This is a genomic window from Sphingomonas aurantiaca, from assembly GCF_003050705.1.
Lineage (GTDB): Bacteria > Pseudomonadota > Alphaproteobacteria > Sphingomonadales > Sphingomonadaceae > Sphingomonas > Sphingomonas aurantiaca.
Window position 1 is genome coordinate 538,979 of sequence record NZ_QAOG01000002.1, and the last position, 21,236, is coordinate 560,214.

Consider the following 21,236-nt stretch of genomic DNA (forward strand, 5'->3'; position numbering starts at 1 on the left):
CCATCGCGGGCGCTTTGGGCTGGTAAAACGCCCCAGAAAATAATATTTCGCTCCCCGGTAATTTTATTCTCCTCAGGAGCCGGCGATGACAGCGGTTTGGGACCTTCCCGATTTCGACGACCACGAGGGCGTTCATGCCTTCACCGATCCTGAATCGGGTCTGCGCGCGGTAATCGCGCTGCACTCGACCAAGCTCGGGCCTGCCGCGGGCGGCACGCGTTTCTGGCATTACGCCGATAACGGTCGCGCGGTAACCGACGCGCTGCGCCTGTCGCGCGGCATGAGCTTCAAGAACGCGATGGCCGGGCTCGAACTGGGCGGCGGCAAGGGCGTGGTCCTCGCGGCCAAGCCCGGCGACGTCATCACCACCGCGCAGCTCGAGGCGTTCGGCCGCGCGGTCGATTCGCTCGGCGGGCGCTATGTGACGGCGGAAGACGTCGGCATGTCCGAAGAGCGGATGAAGGTTATTGCCACGCAGACGCGCTACGTCTCCGGCCTGCCGGTCGCGAGCGGCGCTGCCGGCGGCGATCCCGGGCCGTACACCGCGCTCGGCATCTATCTCGGCGTGAAGGCGGCCGCACAGCGTGGCCTCGGCGCGACCGACATGAAGGGCGTGCGCGTCGCGATCCAGGGCGTCGGCTCGGTCGGCGGCGGTCTCGCGCGGTTGCTCGCCAAGGACGGCGCAGTGCTGACTCTGGCCGATGTCGACGAGGCGCGCGCGCAGAAGCTCGCGGATGAACTCGGCGCGACCGCGGTCGCCGCAGAGGCGATCCTGACGACCGACGCGGACATCTTCAGCCCGAACGCACTGGGCGCGATCCTGACCGAGATGTCGATCGCCGCGTTGAAGGCGAAGGTCGTCGCCGGCGGCGCGAACAACCAGCTGAGCGTTCGCGAGGACGGCGCGCGTCTGCACGCGCGCGGTATCCTGTATGCGCCGGACTATGTTATCAACGCGGGCGGGATCATCAACGTCGGCCTCGAATATCTCGGCCATGGCGACGAGGCCGAGGTGAAGGCGCGGATCGCGCGTATCCCGGATCGTCTGATCGAGGTCTGGAACGAGAGCGACCGTTCGGGCGAGCCGGCATCGGACGTGGCGGACTCGATCGCAAAGCGCCTGATCGGCCGCTAACCCGGGCGACCATTCTTCCTGCCAAATGGCGGTGCTTCGAATACCTCCGTCATCCTGACGAAAGTCAGGATCCAGAGTGACGAAGCACCGCCCTATGCGGTTCTGGATCCTGACTTTCGTCAGGATGACGGGGTGTGACGGGAATGGCCCCATGCCTCTACTCTGCAAGGCGCGAGGCTTAAGTCCGAGGTGACAGCTTCGTGTTGTTGCCATATTGGGTATGCCCAGTGGCCACCCTACACGCCTTCGCCAATCCCGCGCGCTTCCTGAAGATCGCCAAGCCGATGACGGCTGCGCTCTTCTGGGCCGGCGTCGCGCTGGTCGTGCTGGGCTGCTGGGCGGGCCTCACGCAGACCCCGCCCGACTATCTCCAGGGCGAAACCGTCCGCATCCTCTATATTCACGTCCCCGCCGCCTGGCTCGGCATGGGCGGGTGGAGCGGGATCGCGATTTCCAGCATCATGTTCCTCGTCTGGCGCCACCCGCTCGCCAGCGTGGCGGCACGCGCAATCGCGCTGCCCGGCGCGGTCTTCGCGGCACTCTGCCTGATGACCGGTTCGATCTGGGGTCGCCCGACCTGGGGAACATGGTGGCAATGGGACGGCCGGCTGACGTCGATGCTGCTGCTGTTCTTCGTCTATCTCGGCTACATGGCGCTCGCCAATGCCGATGCGGACCGCGGCGGCGACGGACGGATCCCTGCGCTGTACGGGATCGCCGGGTCGGTGCTGCTGCCGATCATCCGCTATTCGGTGGTGTGGTGGAACACGCTGCATCAGGGGCCGAGCATCGGCCTCACCCAATCGACGATCGCCGGCTCGATCCTGTGGCCGCTGCCGATCATGCTGGCCGGCTTCACGTTCGTGTTCGCAGGAATCGTGCTGATGCGGATGCGGACGATACTGGCGGTTGCGAAGACCGAGGCCCGGATGCGCAGGATGGCCAGACCATGAACCCCTGGCCGTTCGTGACTGCCGCCTATGTCGTGACGCTCGGCGGCGGCACCATCATTGCGCTGGTCAGCTATCTGGCGATGCGAAAGGCCGAGAAATGAAGGCCAAGCATCAACGCCTGACGCTAGCGCTGCTGGCACTCGGCGCGGTCGTCGTCGCGGGGCTACTCGCGCTGTCCGCGCTAAAGGACCAGGCCGCGTTCTTCTACGCGCCGTCCGACGTGCGTCGCGACGGTTTGCCGCTCGGTCGCGCCGTGCGGCTCGGCGGTATGGTCGAGGGCGGCTCGGTGAAGCGCGCGGCGGATGGTGTCACCGTCCACTTCGTCGTCACCGACGGCCAGGCCACCACGCCCGTCGTCTTCGCCGGCATCGTCCCCGACCTGTTCCGCGAGAAATCGGGCGTTGTCGCCGAAGGCCGGTTCGAGCCGAACGGTCACTTCGTCGCGTCGAACCTGCTCGCCAAGCATGACGAGAAATACATGCCGCCCGAAATGGCGGGCAAGATGCACGAGACCAAGACGCTCGAGCCGGACGCCAAGCAATGATCGCCGAAGCAGGCCTCGCCGCGCTGTGGTTCGCCAGCGCACTGGCGGCGTTGCAGCTCGTGATGGCGGCGATCGGCATCGCGCGCGGTCGCCACGACGTCGCCGCAGCCGTGCGGCCCGTGGCGATCGTCCAGGGGCTGCTCGCGCTACTGGCGATGGCGCTGCTGATCGCGCTTTTCCTCAACTCCGACATGTCGGTGAAGCTGGTCGTCGAGAACAGCCATTCGGCCAAGCCCTGGCTCTACAAGTTCGCCGGCGCATGGGGAAACCACGAGGGCTCGATGCTCCTCTGGGTGGCGATCCTCGGACTGGCCGGCGGAGCGGTCGCGATCTTCGAGCGCTCGCTGCCCGAACGCACGCTCACCTCGACGCTCGGCGCGCAGGCGGCGATCGCGCTCGGCTTCTACGCGTTCCTTCTCTTCTCCTCGAACCCGTTCGCGCGTCTGAACCCGGCAGCGGCCGATGGCCTCGGCCTCAATCCGTTGCTGCAGGACCCGGGCTTGGCGTTCCATCCGCCGACGCTCTACACCGGCTATGTCGGCCTCTCGGTCGCCTTCTCGTTCGCGGTCGGCGCGCTGGTCACGCGCGACGTGGGGCCGGCCTTTGCCAAGGCGATGCGGCCCTGGGTGCTGATCGCCTGGATCTTCCTCACGCTCGGCATCACGGCTGGCAGCTACTGGGCCTATTACGAGCTCGGCTGGGGCGGCTGGTGGTTCTGGGACCCGGTCGAGAACGCCTCGCTGATGCCGTGGCTCGCGGCGACCGCCTTGCTCCATTCGGTGACCGTGCTGGCCACGCGCGACGGCTTACGCGCCTGGACGATCATGCTCGCGGTGGTCGCGTTCTCGATGTCGATGATCGGCACGTTCCTCGTTCGCTCCGGCATCCTGACGAGCGTCCACGCCTTCGCGGTCGATCCCGAGCGCGGCGCATTCATCCTCGCCTTGCTCGCGCTCTATATCGGAGGCGCGCTGGCGCTGTTCGCCGCGCGGATCGGCACCGTCCGCGCTGGCACGACGTTCGATCCGGTCAGCCGCGAGGGCGGACTGGTCGCGAACAACCTGCTGCTGTCGGTGATCCTCGGGATCGTCCTAATCGGCACGCTCTACCCGATCGTCGCAGCGAGCTTCGGCGTGCAGCTGTCGGTTGGCCCGCCCTTCTTCAACAAGGCGGCAGGGCCGATCGCGCTGCTTCTGGTTGCGGTCATGGCGGTCGGGCCGTTGCTGCGCTGGCGGCGTGACGACGCGAAGGCCGTGTTGCGCCGCGTGATGCTGCCGATCGGCGCGACGCTGGCGGCCGCGATCGCGCTTCTGTTCATCTGGCCGGGCGTGCTCCCCTGGGCGGGTCTGTCGTTGTCCGCCGGGCTCGCCGTCGCCAGCGTCGCGCCATTGTGGAAGCGCAAGCTGACGCGCACGCCGCTGTTCACCTACGGCATGGTCGTCGCGCATCTCGGCATCGCGGTCAGCCTAGCCGGGATGGCGTCGGACAGCGCCTTCACCAAGGAAACGCTCGTCGCCGTGCGCGCCGGCGAGCCCGCCCGGATCGGCCCCTACACCGTGACGCTCGACGGCATTTCGCCGGTGATCGGCGAGAACTGGTCCGCGCTCGAGGCGCGGTTGACCGCCACGCGCGGCGGCAGCGAGACCATCCTGCGTCCCCAGCTCCGCTTCTTCGCCAATCCCCCGACCAGCACGAACGAATCTGCCATCCTGACGGCGCTCGACGGGCAGCTCTATACCGTGCTCGGCCAGCCGGACGGGCAGGGGCGATGGCAGCTCAGGCTCTGGTGGAAGCCGTTCGTGACCTTGATCTGGTTCGGCGGCGTCCTGATCGCGTTGGGCGGCGCGCTTTCGCTGCTTGGCCGCGTGCGGCGCGAGCGACGGGCCGCGATGCGGAGTGAATGGGCATGAAGCGGTTCGCACTCTGGGCGCCCCTGGCGATTTTCGCATTGCTGTTCGCGGTGGTGGCGAGCGGGTTGTTCAGGCCGGCGGAGAAGGTGGTCCGGTCGGCGATGGTCGGCAAGCCGATCCCCGACTTCGCGCTGCCGGCGATGGTCCCGGGCAAGCCGGGGCTGACCAGCGCGTCGCTCCGGCAGGGCCAGCCGCGCCTGCTCAACGTGTTCGCGAGCTGGTGCATCCCGTGCATTGCCGAGGCGCCGCAGCTGATGCGGCTGAAGGCAATGGGCATACCGATCGACGCGATCGCGATCCGCGACACCGCACCGGCGATCGCAGGATTCCTGCGCCGCAACGGCGACCCCTATGCGCGGATCGGCAGCGACCGGGCCAGCCAGGTGCAGCTCGCGCTCGGGTCGTCGGGCGTCCCCGAGACGTTCGTGGTCGACGGACGCGGGATCGTCGTAAAGCAGATCATCGGCGATATCCGGCCGGAGAACATCGCCGAGATCGCCCAGGCCGTGAAGGACGCACGGTGAACGAGTGCAACCGAGTTCCCCTCCCGCGATCAGGAGGGGAGGTGCTTGCGGCACTTTTGCTTTGCATTGTGCCAGCCGCCGCGCAGCCCGTCACCCCGCCAGCCCGTTACGCGAACGTCCAGCTCGCCGACCCCGCAAAGGAACAGTCCGCGCGCGCGCTCATGGAGACGTTACGCTGCCTCGTCTGCCAGGGGCAGTCGATCGCGGACAGCGATGCCGACATGGCCGCGGACATGCGCGCGCTCGTCCGCGAGCGGATCGAGCGGGGGGAGAAGCCCGCGTCGATCCGCGACTGGCTGATCGCGCGCTACGGCGACTACGTGACCTATGATCCGCCGCTGTCCGGGCTGACCTGGCCGTTGTGGCTTGCACCGATGCTGCTACTCGGCATCGGCGGCTGGATCGCACGGTCGAGCTTTCGGCGGAGGACACGCTGATGGGATATCTCTGGCTGGCCGTGATCGCGGTGGCGGTCTGCGCGCTGCTCGCCGCGATGAAGGTCGATCGCCTGTTATGGTCGATGGTCGCCTCCGCGCTGATGCTGGGCGCGGCGGGCTATGCCTGGCAGGGCCAGCCGGCGCTTGCCGGGCATCCGGCGACGACCGGGTTGGCGCCGACGCCCGACGACAGCGCGATGCTCGATCTGCGCGATCAGATGTTGGAGCGTTATACGGGGGCAGCGGCCTATCTCGTCGCGGCGGATGCGATGACGCGGATCGGCGATCGGCGGGCTGCGGTGCAGGTGTTGCTGGGCGGGATCCGGGTCGCGCCGAAGAGCCTGGTCCTGTGGACGGGGCTGGCCAACGCACTGTCCGCGCACGACGCGAACCAGGTATCGCCGCCGGCGTTGTTTGCGTTCCAGCAGGCCATGCGACTGGCGCCGAAGCACCCGGCACCGCCGTTCTTCCTGGGGCTGGCATATGTGAGGGCAGGCAATTTCGCGAAGGCTCGCCCCTATTGGGCAAGAGCATTGGCGTTGACGCCCGCTGATATTTCATACCGCGGCGAGATCGCCACACGGCTCGCGCTGCTGGACCGGTTTCTGGCGATGCAGGACGCTGGAGCGGTACAACCCTGACCCCGTCATGCTGGGCTTGACCAGGATGACGGGGAAGGGAATTCGGTGGGATTACTGGCCCCGGCCGGTCTTCGACTGCAACTCGTCGATCTTCTTCGATGCGTCCGCCTTGCTCAGCGACTCGTCGAATTCCTCATGCGCTTCTTCCGACAGCGTCTTGAGGTAGCTTGCCTGTGCACCGGTCATCTTCTCGTCGCCAGTGGTCCAGTCATCCGGATCCTTCTCGGCGTTTGAGAAGGGTTCGGACTTGGGGTTCGGGGTGTCGGACATTGGAAATTCCTTTCCCTTGCCCAACACCCCTGTTCCGTATCCGTTCCCGATCAGCCGACCCAAGCTTCGTAAGGTAAACCTAGATCATCCGCGACCGCCTTATAGGCGATCTTGCCCTTGTAGACGTTCAGCCCGTTGGCGAGATGCGGGTCCGCCTTCATCGCCGCCTCGGCCCCCAGATTGGCGAGCTTCAGCGCGAACGGCAGCGTCGCGTTGTTCAGCGCGAACGCCGAGGTCCGCGCGACCGCGCCGGGCATGTTGGCGACGCAATAATGGATCACGCCATCGACCTCGAACACCGGATCCTCGTGCGTCGTCGCATGGCTCGTCTCGAAGCACCCGCCCTGGTCGATCGCGATGTCGACCAGCACCGATCCGCGCTTCATCGTCTTGAGCATCTCGCGCGTGACGAGCTTGGGTGCCGCTGCGCCCGGGACGAGCACCGCGCCGATCACCAGATGCGCATTCTTCACCGCCGCCGCGATCGCCGCCTTCGACGCGTACGCCGTCTTGATCTGGCTGGAAAAGAACATGTCGAGCTCGGCAAGGCGATCGTTCGAGATGTCGTAGATCGTCACGTCGGCGCGCATGCCGACCGCCATCTGCGCGGCGTTCACGCCCGAGACGCCACCACCGAGGATCGCGACCTTCGCCGGCGCGACACCCGGCACGCCGCCGAGCAGCACGCCGCGCCCGCCCTGCTCCTTTTCGAGATAATGCGCACCGACCTGTACCGACATGCGGCCCGCGACTTCGGACATCGGCTTGAGCAACGGCAGCCCGCGGCGATGGTCGGTGACCGTCTCATAGGCGATGCAGGTCGCGCCCGACTTCATCAGCCCCTCGGCCTGCGGCTTGTCCGCGGCGAGGTGGAGATAGGTGAAGAGCAGGTGGCGCGGTTCGAGCATTGCGATCTCGCTCGGCTGCGGCTCCTTGACCTTCACGATCATGTCCGCGCCCGCGAACACCGCGGCGGCGGTCGGCAGGATGGTCGCACCCGCGTCGATATAATCCTGGTCCTCGAAGTCGATCCCCGAGCCGGCCTGCGTCTCGACGACGACCTCGTGCCCCGCGGCGACCAGTTCGGCGACCGATGGCGGCGTCAGGCCGACGCGATATTCGTGATTCTTGATTTCCTTGGGGACACCGACGCGCATTGATTCCACTCCATTATCGTTGCCGCAATGTAGCGTGCATCGGACGGGAAGGGTTCGCAAACTCGTCGCAACCCACTATTGGATTCACGATATTATTGCATCCAGCATCGATAGAGCGGGAAAATCTTGAGCAACACGATCGAACGCCGCATCCTGGACCTGCTCGCCGCCAATTCGGACCTGACCAGCGCCGAACTCGGCGACGCGGTCGGCCTGTCGGCAAGCGCCGCCCATCGCCGCGTCGCGCAACTTCGCGAGAGCGGCGCGATCACCGGCTATCGTGCCGTATTGTCGCGCGCGGCGCGCGGCGACCCGAGCATCGTCCTCGTCAACGTGACGCTGCGCGACCAGCGCAAGGAAACGATGGCGGCGTTCGAGGCGGAGATCGTCGACTGCCCGCAGGTCGTGCAATGCTTCCTGATGAGCGGGGAGGCGGATTACATGCTCCATGTCGAGATTCGCGACGGCGAGACGTTCGAGCGCATCCACCGCGAGACGCTGTCGCAACTCCCCGGCGTCACGCGGCTCGCCTCGCATTTCGTCATCCGCGAAGTCGTCACACGCGTATGATCAGCATGGGTTAATCCACGTTGCCGGCGCCGCCGTTGCCGCCCTCTACCCCTCATGCTAAATGCGCGCGCTTGGGGCACAGGGTGAAATCGGAAATTCGATGATGATTGCTGCACTTCCGGTTCGATTCACCGTCCAGTGAGCGTCGACCAGACCGCCGCGGCGTCGACCGTGCCACCCGCAGGCCTCGATCCGGAAACGGGGCATCATCATTCCGACGGCATGCTGAAGCTCGCCTTCGGCGCGATCGGCATCGTCTTCGGCGATATCGGTACCAGCCCGCTCTACGCGTTTCGCGAAACCTTCGCCGGCCATCACAAGCTCGCGCTCGATTCGGCGCACATCATGGGCGTCATCAGCCTGATGTTCTGGTCGATGATGATCGTCGTGACGGTCAAATACGTCATCATCATCATGCGTGCGGACAACAAGGGCGAGGGCGGCAGCCTCGCGCTGCTGGCGCTCGTGTCGGGCAAGACCAAGACGCGGCGCTGGAGCAAGGGCATCATCCTGCTCGGCGTCTTCGCGACGGCGTTGTTCTACGGCGACAGCATGATCACCCCCGCGGTGTCGGTGCTGTCCGCGGTCGAGGGCCTGGCCGTCGCCGCGCCTGCATTCGCCGGGCTGGTCCTCCCCATCGTGATCGTCATCCTGATCGCGCTGTTCTGGGTGCAGAAGAGCGGCACCGCGCGGATCGGCCTCGTGTTCGGGCCGATCATGCTGGTCTATTTCAGCGTCATCGCGGTGCTCGGCATCCTCAGCATCGTCCAGACGCCCGGCGTGCTCTGGGCGCTGTCGCCGCATTTTGCGGTCGAGTTCTTCCTCATCGACCCAGAGCGCGCGTTCCTGGCGCTCGGCTCGGTCGTGCTCGCGGTCACCGGTGCCGAGGCGCTGTATGCGGACATGGGCCATTTCGGACGCAAGCCGATCGGCCTGTCCTGGCTGTTCTTCGTTCTGCCCGCGCTGATCCTCAATTACATGGGGCAGGGCGCGTTGCTGTTCCGCGACGGCCAGGCCGCGCTCGTCAGCCCGTTCTACAATCTCGCGCCCGAGAGCCTCCAGCTCCCGCTCGTCATCCTCGCGACGATGGCCGCGGTGATCGCGTCGCAGGCGGTGATCTCCGGCGCGTTCTCGGTCACGCAGCAGGCGATCCAGCTGGGCTTCATCCCGCGGCTTCGCATCGAGCATACCAGCGCATCGACCGAGGGGCAGATCTATATCCCGCTCGTCAACGGCGCGCTGATGGTGATGGTGATCCTGCTCGTGCTGTTCTTCCGCACCTCGTCGAACCTGACGAGCGCCTATGGCATCGCGGTGACCGGCGCGATGTTCATCGATACGTGTCTGCTCGGTGTCGTGCTGTTCCGCCTCTGGAACTGGCCGAAGATCGCCGCGATCCCGCTGCTGGCGATCTTCTTCACCGTCGACGGCGCCTATTTCGCGGCGAACCTGACCAAGGTCCCCGCCGGCGGCTGGTTCCCGCTGCTGGTCGGCTTCATCATCTTCACCTTCCTGACGACCTGGTCGAAGGGGCGGCAGCTGATGATCGACCGGATGCATGAGGCCGCGATGCCGATCAAGGTGTTCATCGGCTCGGCCGCCAGCTCCGCCTCGCGCGTGCCCGGTACTGCGGTGTTCATGACCTCGACCGCGGACGGCGTGCCACACGCGCTGCTCCACAACCTCAAGCACAACAAGGTGCTGCACGAGCGCGTGATCCTGCTGACCGTGAAGATCGTCGGCCAGCCTTATTGGCCCGCCAACGACCGTGCGGTGCGCGAGGAGCTCGGCGACGGCTTCCACCGCCTCGTGCTGCGCTACGGCTTCATGGAGGATGCCGACGTGCCCGCAGCGCTGCGCCAGGTCCATAATTGCGGCGCGGATTTCAAGATGATGGACACCAGCTTCTTCCTGTCGCGCCAGACGCTGCTCGCGTCGGACAAGCCCGGCATGATGATCTGGCGCGAAAAGCTGTTCGCGTGGATGCTGCGCAACGCCGAAAGCGCGATGGAGTTCTTCCGCCTGCCGACCAACCGCGTGGTCGAACTCGGCAGCCAGATCGAGATCTGAGCAGCGTTGTAACGCCACCGCTCGCTGCCGATCACATGCACCTCCCCGGCGAAGGCCGGGGCCCAGGTGGAAAGGTCGCAGTGACGGAGCGCAACCTACGTCAGCAACGTTTCCCAACTGGACCCCGGCTTCCGCCGGGCAGGGCTTGAGTAAAATGGGACATACCACGCAAGTGACCGAAGTCGCCCCGATCATCGTCACCGCTTTGTTCGGTCGACAGGACACCGCGTTCTTCGATTCGATGCGCCGCGAGCATTTCCCGCCCGAGCGCAACCAGCTCGACGCGCATCTGACGCTGTTCCATCACCTGCCGCCGTCGGGGCTCGACGAGCTGAAGCACCGGCTCAACCAGGAGACGCGCGGCATCCGTGCCCCGCAGGCGCGGATCGGCGGCCTGATGTCGCTCGGCCGAGGCGTTGCCTACCGCATCGAGTCCCCCGACCTGGTCGGCATCCGCGCGCGTCTGGCCGACGCGTTCACCGGCATGCTCACTCCGCAGGACGCCGGCGGCTGGCGTCCGCACGTCACGATCCAGAACAAGGTCAGCCCGCAAGTCGCCAAGCTCCTGCTCGGCAATCTGCAACGCGATTTCTCCCCGAAGGACGTTGAAATCGCCGGTCTGGGGGCGTGGTGGTATCGTGGCGGACCGTGGGAAGCGATTTCTCGGCATATGTTCGCTTGACCGCCTCGAATCCGCTTCCTATAGGCCGCGCCTCGCAGGGAAGAACGCTTCCCTGACGGACGGTACGGCGAAGTAGCTCAGTTGGTTAGAGCACGGGAATCATAATCCTGGGGTCGGGGGTTCAAGTCCCTCCTTCGCTACCATTCTCAAAGACAATTTCAGTCGCTGAAGACGGCCCATGGGTCGTTGACGACCAGGATCGCGTCGCTCCGCGCGAGCGCGAGCAGCGTCAGTCCGTGCGTGCGTGCGTGATCGATCGCCAGGCTGGTCGGCGCGGAGATTCCCACTAGCATCGGCGCCCGCGCGATCAGCGCCTTGTCGACCATCTCGAAGCTGATTCGCGACGTCACCAGAATGAAGCCGTCGACCGGCTGCCGCGCGGTCGCCAGCCCGCCGACGAGCTTGTCGAGCGCGTTGTGGCGGCCGACATCCTCAAAGGCTGCGGTGATCCGCCCGCTACGATCGCATGCGGCTGCGGCGTGGATAGCCCCGGTGGCGCTGTTGAGGGGCTGGTGCGCACGCAAACCGCCGAGCGCGGCGAACAGCGCCTCGACGGGCGTGTCGGGCCTTGGCGGGGTGCTGGGGACCGGTTTGCGGAGCTGTTCGAGCCCGGAGATGCCGCACAGTCCGCAACTCGTGTCGCTGGTCCGGTGGCGGACCCGGTCGTGGATCCGCCCCTTGCACCGATCGGACAGCCCGACGCGGACGATCCAGCCCGCCTCCGCCTCGAAGATATCGATGTCGCGCACGTCGTCGGCGCTGTCGGCGAGCCGCTCGGTCAGCAGGAAGCCGGTGGTGAACGCCTCCAGATCGGCGGGAGTCATCATCATGACCGCATAGCCAAGCCCGTCGATCTCGATCGCGACGGGGACCTCGATTGCGATGGCGCGTTCGCCCGCGGTGACCGTGTCAGGCCGGAGGATCTTGATCGCTTGCGTGCGCGAAGTCGTCATAGGGTATCAAGGTCCTGCGGCGTGTTGACGTTCGGAATGCGTGTCCCCGCCGGGATAGGAATAGCGCCGATCGCCTCCGCCCACCCCCGTACCGAGCGCCGTGGCACAGTCTCGATATGGGTCAGCAGGTGCCCGAGCAACCGTGTCTCCCAATGCCCGAGCACCGGCGCATCCGGGCAATAGGCCGACGCCCTGCGCGCGAGCGCCGACAGCAACCCGTCGGGCAGCCGGGGCATGTCGCACGCGATCGTCATCACAGATGTGAAGCCCAGCCCGGCGGCATGGCCGAGCGCGCCGGCAATGCCGCCCAGCGGCCCAAGCCCCGGACCGGGCTTGTCGGGTATCGCTCCGTCGCGCCCGGCAATCAGCGCGCGGTCGACATGCGGTGCCAGCAGTGCGCGCGCATGCTCGGCCAGCGCCCGCCCGTCCAGCACCGCCTGCGCCTTGTCGGACCCGAAGCGCGACGACTGCCCGCCCGCAAGCACGACGCCGAGGATGCGCTGGCCGCTCAGCGCGTCTTCTCGATCCGCACCGGCACCGACTTTGCCGCCGGAACATGGCTTTCGCGCGCGTGATGCGCGACCGGCATCAGCAGGTTGCACTCGGGATAATAGGCACCGAGGCAGCCCTCGGGGATCGAATATTCGACGACGCGGAGCTTGTTCAGCCGGCGATCCGAATTGCAGCCTGCGTCGCCGACCAGATCGACGTAGTCACCATCGGTGATGCCCATCCGGATCATGTCGCTGCGGTTCATGAACACGATATCGCGCGTGCCCTTCACGCCGCGGAACCGGTCGTGATAGCCATAGACGGTCGTGTTGAACTGGTCGTTCGACCGCAGCGTCATCAGGCGGAAACGGCCCTCCGCCTCTTCAAACCCCGTAACGTTCAACGCCTGCGGAATGTTGATCTCCGCCTTGCCGCTCTCGGTCTTCCACTCGCGATGCGCTGCGGGCACGCCCTTCCAGAAGCCACCGGGCGTGAACATCTGCGCGTTGAAGTCCTTGAACAGCTCCGGATACGTCACCTCGATCGCATCGCGAACGCGCGCATAGTCACGCACCCACGCATCCCAATCGAGCTTCGGATTGGGGGCGAGCGTCGCCTTGGCGATCCCGGCGACGATCGCCGGCTCGGACAGCAAAGTCTCGGCGGCGGGCGTCGCCTTGCCCTTCGAACCATAGATCTGGCTGAACGAATCCTCGATGGACACGCTCTGTGGGCCGGTGCCCTGCATGTCGGTCTCGATCCGGCCGAGGCAGGGGAGCAGATACGACGTCTCGCCGGGCAGCAGGTGCGAGCGGTTGAGCTTGGTCGCGATGTGCACGGTCAGGTCGAGCCCGCGCCATTTCGGCTCCATCCGCGCATGATCGGGGATCGCGCGCACGAAATTGCCGCCGAGTCCGATGAACGCCTGCGCGGTGCCGTCCAGGACCGCTTCGCACGCCTCGACCGTGTCCCAGCCCTTTTCGCGTGGTGGCTCGAAGCCATATTGCTCGGCCAGCAGATCAAGCGGCGCGAGTTCGGGCTTCTCGGTGATCCCGACCGTCCGCTGGCCCTGCACGTTCGAATGCCCGCGGACCGGGCCCATGCCCGCGCCGGGCTTGCCGATGTTGCCGCGCAGCAGCATCAGGTTGACGACCATGTGGACGTTGTCGATCCCGCCGACATGCTGCGTCAGCCCCATGCCGTAGACCGCGATGACCGCCTTCGACTTGGCATAGACCTTCGCCGCCGCCTCGATCTCGGTGCGCGCCAAGCCGCTCTCATGCTCGATCGTGGCCCAATCGGTGCCGCGGGCGACATCGGCGAACGCCTCGAACCCGGTCGTGTGCTCGGCGAGAAATGCGTGGTCGAGCACGGGCAGGCCGTTGATGCGCTTCGCATTGTCGTCAGCTTCGATCAGGTATTTGCACATCCCCATGATCGCGCCGACGTCGCCGCCGGTCTTCAGCTGGTGATATTGCGAAGCGATCGGGGTCGACTTGCCCGTCACCATCTCGATCGGATTCTGCGGATCCTGGAATTTCTCCAGCCCGCGCTCCTTGAGCGGATTGAACACGACGATCTCGACGCCGCGCTTCGCGCAGTCGCGTAAGGGGTGCAGGAACCGCGGGCTGTTCACGCCGGGGTTCTGCCCGAAGTAGAAGATCGCGTCGCACTTCTCATAGTCCGACAGGTGGATCGTCCCCACCGCCGAGCCGATCGCCGACTTCAGCCCGACCGACGTGGTCTCGTGGCACATGTTCGAGCTGTCGGGGAGGTTCTGGCTGCCGTACATCCGCGCGAGCAGGCTATACATGTACGACGTCTCGAGGCTGGCGCGGCCCGAGGCGTAGAAGATGACCTTGGTCGGATCATAGGTCTTCAGCTTGGCGCCGATCCCGGCGAACGCCTCGTCCCAGCTGCACGCGGCATATTTGTCCGTAGCCGCATCGTACTTCAGCGGATGCGTGAGGCGTCCGGCCTGTTCGAGATCATAATCCTTCCAGCCGATCAGCTCGCTCACCGTATGCTGTTCGAAGAAGGCGGGCGTCACGCGGAACGACGTCAGCTCCCACGCGGTCGCCTTCGCGCCGTTCTCGCAGAACTCGGCGACATGCGGGTGCGCGGGCTTGCCCCAGGCGCAGCTGACGCACGCAAAGCCGTCGGGCTTGTTCTGGCGGGCGAGTTCGCGGACGACCTCGGGCCCGACCTTCTCGCGCGCGGATATCTCCACCAGCGACTTCATCGAGCCCCAGCCGCCTGCTGGTGCCGTGTAGTTCTCGATCTCTACGGTCCGGTCGTCGCTCATGCTCATCTCCGCTTTTGGTACTCGAACGAAGCGGCAAAGCTTTCGATGCAAGGCCAACAGATTTACCGACGGTTCAAATCGCGATGCCGATCGCCTAGATGGGATTGGAATCTCCAAGGAATCACGATGACGACGCACACGACCCGCATGCTTATCCTCGGCTCGGGCCCGGCCGGCCTCTCCGCCGCGATCTATGGCGCGCGAGCCGGGATGGCGCCGATCGTCGTGCAGGGCATCCAGCCCGGCGGCCAGCTGACCACGACGACCGACGTCGAGAACTATCCCGGCTTCAAGGACGTCATCCAGGGCCCATGGCTGATGGAGCAGATGCAGGCGCAGGCCGAGCATGTCGGCACGCGGATGATGTGGGACACGATCGTGAAGGTCGATCTCACCAGCCGCCCGTTCCGCCTGATCGGCGACAGCGGCGACGTGTATGAGGGCGACACGCTGGTGATCGCGACGGGTGCGCAGGCAAAATGGCTCGGCATCGACAGCGAGGAGCCGATGAAGGGCAAGGGCGTCAGCGCCTGCGCGACCTGCGACGGGTTCTTCTACCGCGGCAAGAAGGTCGCGGTGATCGGCGGCGGCAACACTGCGGTCGAGGAGGCGCTCTACCTCACCAACCATTCGCCCGACGTGACGCTGATCCACCGCCGCGATTCGCTGCGCTCGGAGAAGATCCTCCAGGAGCGGCTGTTCGCGCACAAGGGCGTGACGGTGCTGTGGAACAAGGAAGTCCGCGAGTTCGTCGACGGCGGCGGCAATGCCGGGCTGGTCGCGCTCGAACTCGAGGACACCGTGACCGGCGAGCGCTCGCGCCTCACAGTCGATGGCGGGTTCGTCGCGATCGGCCATCACCCCGCGACCGAACTGTTCCGCGGGCACCTCGAACTCGATTCGGACGGCTACATCGCGGTCGAGACTGGCTCGACGCGCACCAATGTCGAAGGCGTGTTCGCGTGCGGCGACGTCGCGGACAAGGTGTACCGCCAGGCGGTGACCGCGGCGGGCACGGGTTGCATGGCGGCACTGGACGCCGAGCGCTTCCTCGCGGCCGCCGAGTTCGCCGAAATGGCCGAAGCCGCGGAATAATACTCGCGGCCACCGTCATCCTGACGATGGGAAGGGCCGACACTTAAGCCGTCATCCTGACGAAAGTCATGATCCAGGGTTCCAGGCATTAGCGCTTACGGCTCTGGATCCTGACTTTCGTCAGGATGACGGAAAGCAATGGCGGCAGCGATCACGGCGTACAGTGCCGCTGCGTTCTCCGCCCCGGCAAAGCTGTGGGACGCCGTGTCCAGCCGCGTCACGTTTGCGGCACCGCGATACTCAGCGGCAAACGCAATCGCGGTCGCGTCTCCGCTCGCAAGGACGATCGCAACGTCCTCGCGCCAGTCGCCAAGCGCGGTGAGCACTTGCGTAGCAAGCGGCGCCGGTTTCTCGGCTTTCGCGGCAACGACCCGTCTCAAACCCTTGAAAAGCTTAGTCAGGCTGACCTGCCCTGAGACGGCCCGCCGCCACGTTGCAGGATCACGCAACCGTTCGCCATAGCGCGCACGGATCGCCGCGGTGGGGGGCAGGTCGTCGATCGGCTCGACTACCCAGGGGTTGGCGAGAATGATCCGCTCGATCCCCGCCGACCGCCCGAACAGCGCAAGCGTGCTGGCCGCATCGCAGTTGCCGAAACCGACGACGCGCGTAACATGCGGTGCCGCGCTCCGGAACGCAGTCGCGGCCGCGACCAGGTCGGGCTGGGCGCTAAGAAATCCGCGATTATCACCCGTCGAATCGCCGACGCCGCGCCGGTCGTAACGGAATACCGGGGTGCCCGCAGCGGCAAGCCGCTGGCCGAGATCCGCCATCCCGCGATGCGCGCCGCTACGGATCTCGTTGCCGCCGGATACGATGAGCAGCCCCGTCGTCCCGTCCGCCTCGTCCAGCGTGGCGGCGAGCGTTTCGCCTTCACACGCGACCGCGACGAACCGCCTCATGCTGCGATCCAATGCGCGATATCGGCAGCAAGCTTCTGGGCGAGCTGGATATTGTTGTCCGGTTCCGACCGACGCCAGAGCGGCACGCCGGGATAGGTCGCATCCGCCGCCCGCGGGTCGGTGTCGAGGCGTATGATCCGGCATCGTCCACCCCCCCGCGGCACGGCCTCTCGCAACGCGGCGAGCCGCTCGAACGACAGATGATTGCCCGCATAGTCGCCCTCCTTTTTGCCAGCGGCGACTCGTGCGCGTTCAAGGTCGCGGACAAGCTCCTCGCCGGATTGTGGTGAGAGGTGCCAACGGCCGGCCAGCGTCGCGTCAACCTCAAGCAGCGCGCCGCTTCTTATCGAAAGCGCATAGGTATCAACGCCAAGCACCTGTGTCAGCGCGACATAAGCTCGGCGCTTGTCGGAGAGTGTCGCGTCGGCGGTGGCGACAAGACTTTCGCCGGTGCCGGGAAAGTCCGGAAGGACGCTGCCTATCCCATACCCGGCGAGCGCGCGCAGGATCGTGCAGGCGAATTGTCGCGTCCGGTTGGCTTCCTCGAACAGCGGTAGCGCGGCGAGGACAATCGGGCCGATATCGGGGCCGAACCGCAGCATCGCCTCGCGGCCACCCGCCCAGTCATAGTGATCGAAGCGGATACCGGTCATCCCGGCAGAGCTAGACCAGCGCCTTGCCTGCGGCAAACGTCACCAGCGCGCCGAACGTCTCGAGCATCTCGCCGTCGATTTCGTCGTCCTCGATCAGGATGCCGAGCCTGTCCTCGAGTTCGGTCAGCACGCTCGCCACCGCCATCGAATCGAGTTCGGGCAGCGCGCCGAACAGCGGCGTGTCGGCAGTGAACGCAGCGACGCGGTCGGCGCTCAGGCCGAGGATATCGGCGAGGACGGCGCGTACCGTCGTTTCGACTTGGGAAGTACCTTCGAAAATCACGAGCATCGCCTGAACCGTTACGAACCGGGCCCCGCTAGCGTGTGGGGCCGAATTCGGCAACGGCTTCGCGCCATGCGGGCTTGCCGCTATGAGGGCGGTCATGATCGTGCTCGACCCCGTTCCATACCCTATCGACCATATCGCGCGGCGCGGCGCGGCGCAGGACGTCGCGCTGATCGACAAGGCGGGACCGATGACGTTCGCCGAGCTCGAGGCGGGCGTCGCCCGGTTGGCGGGATGGCTCGCGGGGCAGGGGCTCTCGGCAGGGGACCGCGTCGCGACGTGGTTGCCCAAGACCCGCGTCGCCTGCCTGATGCCGCTGGCGGCGCCGCGCGCGGGGCTGGTGCATGTCCCGGTCAATCCGCTGCTCCGGCGCGCGCAGGTCGCGCATATCCTCGGCGATAGCGGCGCGCGGCTGCTGGTGACGCAGCCCGCGCGCGCCGGGACTCTGGACGATGGCGACGTGCCCGATGGCTGTGCGATCGCGGACGAGGCCGATGCTCTGGCCGGGAACGGCGCCGGGTTGGGGCCGTCGGACGCCGATCCCGATCGTTTGGCCGCGATCCTCTACACGTCCGGCTCCACGGGCCGGCCGAAAGGCGTGATGCTCAGCCATGCCAATCTGTGGCTCGGTGCGATTTCGGTCGCGCACTATCTGAAGCTGGTGCCCGCCGATCGCGTGCTCGGCGTGCTGCCCTTGTCGTTCGACTATGGCCAGAACCAGCTGTTTTCGACCTGGGCAGCGGGCGCGTCTGTCGCGCCGCTCGACTATCTGGTCGCGCGCGATGTCGTGAAGGCGGTGGAGAGGTTCGGGGCGACGACGCTCGCAGGAGTACCGCCGCTCTGGGTGCAACTGCTCGAGGCGGAGTGGCCGACAGAGACCGCGGCGCGGTTAAAGCGGTTGACCAATTCGGGCGGTGCGCTGACGCCGCGGCTGGTGCGGGGCCTGCGCGCGCGGTTCCCGGCGGCGGACATCTACGCGATGTACGGCCTGACCGAGGCGTTTCGGTCGACCTATCTCGATCCGCGGCTGATCGATACGCACCCCGATGCGATGGGGCGGGCAATCCCGTTTGCAGAGGTCTCCGTCGTGAAGCCCGATGGCACGCGCGCCGCGGCCGGCGAGGCGGGCGAGCTCGTGCATGCAGGGCCGCTGGTGGCGCAAGGCTATTGGCAGGATGCAGAGCGGACGGCGCAGCGGTTTCGGCCGGCGCCGGATGGGCGCGGCATGGCGGTGTGGTCGGGCGATACCGTGACCGAGGGGGCGGACGGCCTGCTTCGGTTCGTCGGGCGCGATGACGAGATGATCAAGAGCGCGGGGAACCGGATCAGCCCGCTCGAGGTCGAGGAGGCAGTACTGGCCGGCGGCGAGGCGCGCGAAGCGGTCGCGGTCGGCGTGACAGATGCGCGGCTTGGGCAGGCGATCGTCGTCATGGCGGCGGGCGATGCCGGCGGCGAGACGGCGTTGCGCGCGCGACTGCGGACGACGTTGCCGAGCTTCATGCAGCCCGGCCATTATCTGTGGCGCGAGGAATTACCGCGCAATGCCAATGGGAAGCTCGACAGGTCTGCCATCGCGACCGAGGTGCGGCAATCGTCGCTGGGCAACGAGGAGCACGTGCGATGAAACCGATGGGCGCTCTTCCTCCGGAGTTCGCAGGCCAGTCGGGCTCGCTGACGATCGCCGGGCAGTCGGCTGACGACTGGGCACGGCAGGCGGGCGATACGCCGCTGTTCGTCTACGACATGGCGATCGTCGCCGCACGCATCGCGCGGTTCCGCGCCGCGATGCCGGCGATCGATCTGCATTACGCGATCAAGGCCAATCCGCATGCCGATCTGCTCGCGGCGATCGCGCCGCTCGTCGATGGGCTCGATGTCGCCTCGTCGGGCGAGCTCGCCCACGCGCTGGCCGTGAAGCCCGCCGCCGCGATCAGCTTTGCCGGCCCAGGCAAGCGCGACGACGAACTCGTCGCCGCGATCACCGCGGGCGCCACGCTCAACGTCGAATCGGAAGGCGAGGCGGCGCGTGCGTTCGCGATCGGCGATCGGCTCGGCCTGGCACCGCGGATGGCGGTGCGCGTGAACCCCGACATCGAACTGCGCGGATCGGGCATGCGGATGGGCGGCCGTGCGTCGCCGTTCGGCGTCGATGCGGTGCGTGCCGCGGCGCTCGTGACGGCGATCGTCGGCGCCGGGGCGGACTGGCGTGGCTTTCATATCTATGCCGGCAGCCAAGCGCTCGATCCCGGCGCGATCATCGAGACGCAGGCCGCAACGCTCGCGCTCGCCGCGCGGCTGGCCGACCAAGCGGGCGTGGCGCCACCGCTCGTCAATCTGGGCGGCGGGTTCGGCGTGCCCTATTTCGCTGGCGACGTGGCGCTCGACGTCGAGCGGGTCGGCGACGCGCTGGCCGAGGCGCTTGCGACGCGCGCGGCCATCCTCGGCGAGACGCGGTTCGCGATCGAGCTGGGGCGCTGGCTGGTGGCGGAGTCCGGTGTCTATCTCACGCGCATCGTCGACGTGAAGCAGAGCCAGGGCGAAACCTTCGTCGTCGTCGATGGCGGTCTCAACCACCAACTCGCCGCCAGCGGCAATTTCGGCACCGTGGTGCGTCGCAACTATCCGATCGCGGTCGCGGCGCGCATGGGTCAAGAAACCACGATCACCGCGTCCGTGGTCGGTCCGCTCTGCACCCCACTGGACCGGCTGGGCGACAAGGTCGCGCTCCCCGCGGCCGATGTCGGCGAGCTGATCGCGATCTTCATGGCGGGAGCTTATGGGGCAAGCGCCAGTCCGCGTGCGTTTCTCGGGCATCCACCTGCGATCGAGATCGTTACTCAATCATAGCCTGTCGTTTACTGTCCCATTCTGGGGCCGGTGCCGGCCGGGGGCATGGTTACGGGGCGCTCCTAACGCTATCTTCACCTGTTCCCGGCATAGCCGAGGCTGAGTTTAGCCGACCGTCGGGCAATCGACGGACGGTGTGGCGCCAGGAGAAAAGTGCCCATGCGTTCCGGACCCGTTGCGAAATCCCTGCTGACCCTCGGCCTTGTTGGTGCCACCGTGTCCGCGTGCACCAGCACCGGCGGCCGCCCCGAACTGCCGCCTGCCGCCTATGTCGCGAACAAGGAATTGCCGGGCGAGGAATATGTGATCGGCCCGCTCGATCAGCTCAATATCTTCGTCTGGCGCAATCCCGAACTGTCGTCGAAGGTCCAGGTGCGCCCCGATGGCCGGATCACCACGCCGCTGATCAACGACATGCCCGCGGTCGGAAAGACCCCGGCGATGCTCAGCGACGACATCAAGAAGGCGCTGGGGGCCTATATCAAGGACCCGATCGTCTCGGTGATCGTCGAGAATTTCAGCGGCACCTACGGCCAGCAGGTCCGCATCGTCGGCGCGACCGAAAAGCCCGCGTCGATCCCGTACCGCGCCAACATGACCCTCCTCGACGCGATGATCGCGGTCGGCGGGCTCAGCCAATATGCAGCGGGCAACAAGGCGCGGCTGGTCCGCTACGACCGGGCTACCGGCAAGCAGACCGAGTTCGCGTTGCAGATCGGCAACCTGCTGAAGAAGGGCGATTCGTCGGCCAATGTCCGGCTCGAACCCGGTGATGTGATCATCATCCCCGAATCGATGTTCTGAGGCACG

At 66.6% G+C, this 21,236-nt stretch carries 22 protein-coding genes and 1 tRNA gene; 15 read left to right on the plus strand and 8 right to left on the minus strand.

Annotated elements, in window-relative coordinates:
- Positions 1 to 85 precede the first annotated feature (85 nt).
- The 7 genes from C8J26_RS07905 (at position 86) to C8J26_RS07935 (ending at position 6,144) form a co-directional block, all read left to right on the plus strand.
- A complete protein-coding gene (locus C8J26_RS07905; protein WP_107957423.1) occupies positions 86 to 1,135 on the plus strand; it encodes a Leu/Phe/Val dehydrogenase in 1,050 nt (349 codons plus the stop codon).
- A gap of 284 nt (positions 1,136 to 1,419) precedes the next feature.
- On the plus strand, positions 1,420 to 2,088 hold the full coding sequence (gene ccmC, locus C8J26_RS07910) for a heme ABC transporter permease CcmC (RefSeq protein WP_425275404.1): 669 nt from the start codon (positions 1,420 to 1,422) through the stop codon (positions 2,086 to 2,088).
- A 97-nt stretch (positions 2,089 to 2,185) separates the two neighbouring features.
- Positions 2,186 to 2,632, plus strand: coding sequence for a cytochrome c maturation protein CcmE (gene ccmE / locus C8J26_RS07915; protein ID WP_056417840.1), 447 nt, complete (start codon positions 2,186 to 2,188; stop codon positions 2,630 to 2,632).
- Positions 2,629 to 4,542 (plus strand): heme lyase CcmF/NrfE family subunit, encoded by a 1,914-nt coding sequence (locus C8J26_RS07920; RefSeq protein WP_107957425.1) that lies wholly within the window; start codon positions 2,629 to 2,631, stop codon positions 4,540 to 4,542. Before ccmE ends, C8J26_RS07920 begins: the two co-directional genes overlap by 4 nt.
- Entirely contained in the window at positions 4,539 to 5,066 is a 528-nt protein-coding gene (locus tag C8J26_RS07925; protein WP_107957614.1) for a DsbE family thiol:disulfide interchange protein, read from the plus strand. Before C8J26_RS07920 ends, C8J26_RS07925 begins: the two co-directional genes overlap by 4 nt.
- Before the next feature lie 41 nt (positions 5,067 to 5,107).
- Entirely contained in the window at positions 5,108 to 5,503 is a 396-nt protein-coding gene (locus tag C8J26_RS07930; RefSeq protein ID WP_107957426.1) for a cytochrome c-type biogenesis protein, read from the plus strand.
- Entirely contained in the window at positions 5,503 to 6,144 is a 642-nt protein-coding gene (locus tag C8J26_RS07935; RefSeq protein WP_107957427.1) for a tetratricopeptide repeat protein, read from the plus strand. Before C8J26_RS07930 ends, C8J26_RS07935 begins: the two co-directional genes overlap by 1 nt.
- Positions 6,145 to 6,195: 51 nt before the next feature.
- Here C8J26_RS07935 and C8J26_RS07940 read toward each other — a convergent pair whose 3' ends face one another.
- On the minus strand, positions 6,196 to 6,414 hold the full coding sequence (locus tag C8J26_RS07940) for a DUF3072 domain-containing protein (RefSeq protein WP_056417851.1): 219 nt from the start codon (positions 6,412 to 6,414) through the stop codon (positions 6,196 to 6,198).
- 50 nt (positions 6,415 to 6,464) lie between these two features.
- Positions 6,465 to 7,571, minus strand: coding sequence for an alanine dehydrogenase (gene ald, locus C8J26_RS07945; protein ID WP_107957428.1), 1,107 nt, complete (start codon positions 7,569 to 7,571; stop codon positions 6,465 to 6,467).
- Between the two features lie 126 nt (positions 7,572 to 7,697).
- Here ald and C8J26_RS07950 point away from each other — a divergent pair, with 126 nt between their 5' ends.
- The 4 genes from C8J26_RS07950 to C8J26_RS07965 all read left to right on the plus strand — a co-directional run bounded on the left by C8J26_RS07950 (position 7,698) and on the right by C8J26_RS07965 (position 11,036).
- The gene (locus C8J26_RS07950) at positions 7,698 to 8,141 is read left to right on the plus strand and encodes an Lrp/AsnC family transcriptional regulator (protein ID WP_107957429.1); all 444 of its coding nucleotides are present in this window, start codon (positions 7,698 to 7,700) and stop codon (positions 8,139 to 8,141) included.
- 138 nt (positions 8,142 to 8,279) lie between these two features.
- The gene (locus tag C8J26_RS07955; RefSeq protein ID WP_425275402.1) at positions 8,280 to 10,211 is read left to right on the plus strand and encodes a potassium transporter Kup; all 1,932 of its coding nucleotides are present in this window, start codon (positions 8,280 to 8,282) and stop codon (positions 10,209 to 10,211) included.
- 154 nt (positions 10,212 to 10,365) lie between these two features.
- The gene (locus tag C8J26_RS07960) at positions 10,366 to 10,893 is read left to right on the plus strand and encodes a 2'-5' RNA ligase family protein (protein WP_167398797.1); all 528 of its coding nucleotides are present in this window, start codon (positions 10,366 to 10,368) and stop codon (positions 10,891 to 10,893) included.
- Positions 10,894 to 10,959: 66 nt separating this feature from the next.
- Positions 10,960 to 11,036: transfer RNA gene (locus tag C8J26_RS07965), tRNA-Met, on the plus strand.
- A 15-nt stretch (positions 11,037 to 11,051) separates the two neighbouring features.
- Here C8J26_RS07965 and fdhD read toward each other — a convergent pair.
- Genes fdhD through C8J26_RS07980 form a run of 3 tightly spaced genes read right to left on the minus strand, consistent with a single transcriptional unit; the run spans position 11,052 to position 14,643 of the window.
- The gene (gene fdhD / locus C8J26_RS07970; RefSeq protein ID WP_107957430.1) at positions 11,052 to 11,846 is read right to left on the minus strand and encodes a formate dehydrogenase accessory sulfurtransferase FdhD; all 795 of its coding nucleotides are present in this window, start codon (positions 11,844 to 11,846) and stop codon (positions 11,052 to 11,054) included.
- Positions 11,843 to 12,331 (minus strand): molybdenum cofactor guanylyltransferase, encoded by a 489-nt coding sequence (mobA, locus tag C8J26_RS07975; protein ID WP_107957431.1) that lies wholly within the window; start codon positions 12,329 to 12,331, stop codon positions 11,843 to 11,845. The genes fdhD and mobA overlap by 4 nt, the downstream gene beginning before the upstream one ends.
- A gap of 23 nt (positions 12,332 to 12,354) precedes the next feature.
- Positions 12,355 to 14,643 carry an FdhF/YdeP family oxidoreductase gene (locus C8J26_RS07980; RefSeq protein WP_107957616.1) on the minus strand — a complete coding sequence of 763 codons (2,289 nt, stop codon included), beginning with the start codon at positions 14,641 to 14,643 and terminating at the stop codon, positions 12,355 to 12,357.
- Between the two features lie 126 nt (positions 14,644 to 14,769).
- On the opposite strand from C8J26_RS07980, the gene trxB reads away from it, so the two are divergent.
- A complete protein-coding gene (gene trxB, locus C8J26_RS07985) occupies positions 14,770 to 15,738 on the plus strand; it encodes a thioredoxin-disulfide reductase (protein ID WP_107957432.1) in 969 nt (322 codons plus the stop codon).
- A gap of 95 nt (positions 15,739 to 15,833) precedes the next feature.
- On the opposite strand, the gene C8J26_RS07990 is transcribed toward trxB, so the two are convergent.
- The 3 genes from C8J26_RS07990 to C8J26_RS08000 are packed head-to-tail and all read right to left on the minus strand — an operon-like array spanning position 15,834 to position 17,582.
- Complete coding sequence (locus C8J26_RS07990; RefSeq protein WP_107957433.1) at positions 15,834 to 16,640, minus strand: hydrolase 1, exosortase A system-associated; 807 nt, start codon at positions 16,638 to 16,640, stop codon at positions 15,834 to 15,836.
- Positions 16,637 to 17,293, minus strand: a complete 657-nt coding sequence (locus C8J26_RS07995) for an alpha/beta hydrolase family protein (RefSeq protein WP_107957434.1) — start codon at positions 17,291 to 17,293, stop codon at positions 16,637 to 16,639. The genes C8J26_RS07990 and C8J26_RS07995 overlap by 4 nt, the downstream gene beginning before the upstream one ends.
- A gap of 10 nt (positions 17,294 to 17,303) precedes the next feature.
- The gene (locus C8J26_RS08000) at positions 17,304 to 17,582 is read right to left on the minus strand and encodes an acyl carrier protein (protein WP_107957435.1); all 279 of its coding nucleotides are present in this window, start codon (positions 17,580 to 17,582) and stop codon (positions 17,304 to 17,306) included.
- 94 nt (positions 17,583 to 17,676) lie between these two features.
- Between C8J26_RS08000 and C8J26_RS08005 the strand changes: the two genes are divergently transcribed.
- From C8J26_RS08005 to C8J26_RS08015, 3 genes are all read left to right on the plus strand, one after another.
- Positions 17,677 to 19,203: an AMP-binding protein gene (locus C8J26_RS08005; RefSeq protein WP_208631344.1), complete on the plus strand. Its 1,527-nt coding sequence runs from the start codon at positions 17,677 to 17,679 to the stop codon at positions 19,201 to 19,203.
- Positions 19,200 to 20,426 carry a pyridoxal-dependent decarboxylase, exosortase A system-associated gene (locus C8J26_RS08010; RefSeq protein WP_107957436.1) on the plus strand — a complete coding sequence of 409 codons (1,227 nt, stop codon included), beginning with the start codon at positions 19,200 to 19,202 and terminating at the stop codon, positions 20,424 to 20,426. Before C8J26_RS08005 ends, C8J26_RS08010 begins: the two co-directional genes overlap by 4 nt.
- A 159-nt stretch (positions 20,427 to 20,585) precedes the next feature.
- Positions 20,586 to 21,230, plus strand: a complete 645-nt coding sequence (locus tag C8J26_RS08015) for an XrtA/PEP-CTERM system exopolysaccharide export protein (protein ID WP_107957437.1) — start codon at positions 20,586 to 20,588, stop codon at positions 21,228 to 21,230.
- Positions 21,231 to 21,236 lie beyond the last annotated feature (6 nt).

What these genes read in the sequence shown, in the direction of transcription:
- ccmC (WP_425275404.1), top strand. Translation starts at nt 1,420, where the DNA reads ATGACGGCTGCGCTCTTCTGGGCCGGCGTCGCGCTGGTCGTGCTGGGC.
- ald (WP_107957428.1), bottom strand. Translation starts at nt 7,571, where the DNA reads ATGCGCGTCGGTGTCCCCAAGGAAATCAAGAATCACGAATATCGCGTC.
- C8J26_RS07940 (WP_056417851.1), bottom strand. Translation starts at nt 6,414, where the DNA reads ATGTCCGACACCCCGAACCCCAAGTCCGAACCCTTCTCAAACGCCGAG.
- C8J26_RS08015 (WP_107957437.1), top strand. Translation starts at nt 20,586, where the DNA reads ATGCGTTCCGGACCCGTTGCGAAATCCCTGCTGACCCTCGGCCTTGTT.
- C8J26_RS07980 (WP_107957616.1), bottom strand. Translation starts at nt 14,643, where the DNA reads ATGAGCGACGACCGGACCGTAGAGATCGAGAACTACACGGCACCAGCA.
- C8J26_RS08010 (WP_107957436.1), top strand. Translation starts at nt 19,200, where the DNA reads ATGAAACCGATGGGCGCTCTTCCTCCGGAGTTCGCAGGCCAGTCGGGC.
- C8J26_RS07990 (WP_107957433.1), bottom strand. Translation starts at nt 16,640, where the DNA reads ATGAGGCGGTTCGTCGCGGTCGCGTGTGAAGGCGAAACGCTCGCCGCC.
- C8J26_RS08005 (WP_208631344.1), top strand. Translation starts at nt 17,677, where the DNA reads ATGATCGTGCTCGACCCCGTTCCATACCCTATCGACCATATCGCGCGG.
- C8J26_RS07905 (WP_107957423.1), top strand. Translation starts at nt 86, where the DNA reads ATGACAGCGGTTTGGGACCTTCCCGATTTCGACGACCACGAGGGCGTT.
- ccmE (WP_056417840.1), top strand. Translation starts at nt 2,186, where the DNA reads ATGAAGGCCAAGCATCAACGCCTGACGCTAGCGCTGCTGGCACTCGGC.
- C8J26_RS07925 (WP_107957614.1), top strand. Translation starts at nt 4,539, where the DNA reads ATGAAGCGGTTCGCACTCTGGGCGCCCCTGGCGATTTTCGCATTGCTG.
- trxB (WP_107957432.1), top strand. Translation starts at nt 14,770, where the DNA reads ATGACGACGCACACGACCCGCATGCTTATCCTCGGCTCGGGCCCGGCC.
- C8J26_RS07995 (WP_107957434.1), bottom strand. Translation starts at nt 17,293, where the DNA reads ATGACCGGTATCCGCTTCGATCACTATGACTGGGCGGGTGGCCGCGAG.
- C8J26_RS07935 (WP_107957427.1), top strand. Translation starts at nt 5,503, where the DNA reads ATGGGATATCTCTGGCTGGCCGTGATCGCGGTGGCGGTCTGCGCGCTG.
- C8J26_RS07960 (WP_167398797.1), top strand. Translation starts at nt 10,366, where the DNA reads ATGGGACATACCACGCAAGTGACCGAAGTCGCCCCGATCATCGTCACC.
- C8J26_RS08000 (WP_107957435.1), bottom strand. Translation starts at nt 17,582, where the DNA reads ATGCTCGTGATTTTCGAAGGTACTTCCCAAGTCGAAACGACGGTACGC.
- fdhD (WP_107957430.1), bottom strand. Translation starts at nt 11,846, where the DNA reads ATGACGACTTCGCGCACGCAAGCGATCAAGATCCTCCGGCCTGACACG.
- C8J26_RS07920 (WP_107957425.1), top strand. Translation starts at nt 2,629, where the DNA reads ATGATCGCCGAAGCAGGCCTCGCCGCGCTGTGGTTCGCCAGCGCACTG.